General features: G+C 65.1%; 3 protein-coding genes. All 3 read right to left on the bottom strand.

The window, feature by feature from the left end; translation table 11 throughout:
- The coding region (locus tag LCE31_RS41055) for an IS3 family transposase (protein WP_225022939.1) at positions 1 to 326 on the bottom strand (326 nt) is incomplete at its 3' end.
- The gene (locus LCE31_RS38810; protein ID WP_225022938.1) at positions 323 to 646 is read right to left on the bottom strand and encodes a transposase; all 324 of its coding nucleotides are present in this window, start codon (positions 644 to 646) and stop codon (positions 323 to 325) included. The genes LCE31_RS41055 and LCE31_RS38810, both read right to left, overlap by 4 nt.
- A gap of 218 nt (positions 647 to 864) precedes the next feature.
- The gene (locus LCE31_RS38805; RefSeq protein ID WP_225022937.1) at positions 865 to 2,274 is read right to left on the bottom strand and encodes a threonine/serine ThrE exporter family protein; all 1,410 of its coding nucleotides are present in this window, start codon (positions 2,272 to 2,274) and stop codon (positions 865 to 867) included.
- Between the last annotated feature and the right edge of the window lie 201 nt (positions 2,275 to 2,475).

The raw sequence follows: 2,475 nt of genomic DNA, 5'->3' as shown, positions 1-2,475 counted from the left end.
ACGGCTGCCTCGCCGAGACCCGCCTGCCCATCAGACCCACCTGAACAACCCACCGACATCACGAGTTCAACCTCAGTAACCGTGTGCCCGAACCCGCGCAACTCGGCATGGACGCGCCGGACTCCGTAGGTGCCCTTGTGCTCAGTGTGGATCTCACGGATCTCCACAAGCAGGGCATCGTCGGCGGCCTGCCGCTCCTGGCGGGTCTTCGCGTCGGCGATCCATCGATAGTAGCCCGAGCGCGAGACCCGAAGGACCCGGCATATCCGCTGGACACCGAAGGCCTCGGCGTCGGCGGAGACGAAGTCCCAGCGGCGGGTCCTCACTTCATCTCCTTGGCGAAACAGGCCGCTGCCCGGCGCAGGACCTCCCGCTCGAGCGCCCACTCCTTCCCCGCCTTGCGCAGCCGGCCTTTCTCCGCGCGCAGCCGGGCCAGTTCCCCGTCACGGCTCTCCGCACTCTGCTCGCCGTGGCTGTGATCGCGGCCCGCGTGCTCGTCGGCCTGACGCACCCAGCTCCGCAGCGTCTCGCCGGTCACCCCGACATCCGCCGCGACCGCCGCGTAGGTGCGCTTCCCGCCCGCCGCGCGGTACAGCGCGACAGCGTCATTCCTGAACTCCGCCGGATACGGAGACTTACATCCCATCCGGACACCTTCCCTTGAATCTGCAAGATCCATTGTCAGAGTGTCCACGTCACGGGGGTCGCCTCACTGAGGACTCCTCCACTACAACACCCGCCGTCGACGCTCCCGCCTCGGGCAACAATCACCGATAGTCTTCAAGGACCCCAACCCGCACCAAATACGCTGAACCAAGCCGCATAACCCGGGTCCAGGATCCAGGTCAAGGTCCGTCCTCACTGTCAGTCGGGTGCCTCGGTGGGGACGAGCCGAAGATGGTGCCGGAGGCGTCCGGCGGCAGAGCCGAGCAGGGTGCCGAGGACCACGCCGATGCCGATGGCGGCGACCGACATCATCGTGGACACCAGGTACGCGCCGGCACCCTTGACGTCGAGAAGCCACTGCAGCAGGCTCCGGTACAAATCGGGCCCCGGCAGCACACCACCGGCGATCCCTGGGACTACAACGGCTCGAGCCGGGATGTCCGTACTCGGGGCCAACACGGTTGAGACTAGGCCCATCAGTACTGTCGCTATCCCCGTCGCGAGGATTACAGACCACCCTAACGCGTTGAGGACTGTCAGCTTCGCACCCGCGCCGAGAACCGCAACACCGATCGCCGGTGGGATAAGACGCAGCCCGCCATCCATGAACACCGTGTTACCGAGTGCCCCGATTGCGCTCGTGAGCAGCGTCAGGACGACAGGAAGTGGGACTAGGGCAGTGGACCGGGCGTCGGTGTCTGTCCCCAACAGTAGGAAGCTGACCGCGAGAAAACCGCAGGCGAGTGCCGTGAGGAAGGACAGCAGGCTCACGGCACGGCCCGCCGCCATGGAACTGAAGCCGTTGATCGCGTCCTCGGTCAGCGAGACGACCGTAAAGATCGGCAGTAACAGAATTACGTTGGCCGCGATCACACTCGCCGCCTCTGGACGGCTCAGCACATGGGCGGCGACCAGAGCCTGTACTAGAGTAACGAGGAGAGATGTTTTCGCGGCGGTGACGAAGAATGGCGGCACCCCCGAGCGAGATAGCGCCCAGCCGCCGCGGTCGACCAGTAGGAACGTGACTGGAGATACCGTTGCTGCGCGCAGCGTTCCGGAGGCGAGCACGCACAGCATCGCGGCCAGGACGGCGCCTCCGCTGAGCGCAAACCACCATGGCCAGCGGCGGGCTCCAGTCTCAATTTGCCCGAGTGCGCGGTGTGCCGCCTCCCGGGACAGCTGTCCGGATGCGATCTTCGTTGTCAGTCGCTCCAGCGCAGTCAGTCGCATAAGATCACGATTGTCGTCGGAGCCCACGACTCTGAGCATCACGACCGGCCGTCGTCCCTTGGGCGCGTACTGTACCAGCAGCGAGCGAGCGTTGATTTCCACCTCCTGGCTGGCCATACCCCAGGCGGCAGTGACCGCCACGACAGACGACTCAATCCGACGAGTCTGTGCTCCGGCCAGAAACAAGGATCGGCCCAGCCTGAGTGCGAAGTCGAGCACGTCCACCGCCTCGGCGTCCTCCATCGTACGCGCCGGCGGAAAGACGACGTCCTCGAACGGAGTGCCGTACAAGCGGTCAAGCAGCGTACGGTCGTCCTGCCGCAGCCACTGCAATCTGCTCTGTCGGGCCCGGGTCGCCTCCCACCGTTTCTGCAGCACATGTCGCATCCGTCTGCCCACTCTTGTGCTCACCGGTCGAGCCATGTGACATGATCTTCCCGCGGTCGCCGCCCAACTGTGACCGCCAATCAGGCGACATACGGGGGAACAGACCTCGAGCCAATGAGCGGCTCTGTCGCGTAATCGGTGGTAACGAAGGGTGACGGTCGTCGTTGGTATGGTGTGCGCGATGTCAATGAG

This window comes from Streptomyces sp. 8L, assembly GCF_020176795.1.
In the GTDB taxonomy this organism is placed as follows: Bacteria; Actinomycetota; Actinomycetes; order Streptomycetales; family Streptomycetaceae; genus Streptomyces.
This window is presented reverse-complemented; position numbering and strand designations above follow the sequence as displayed.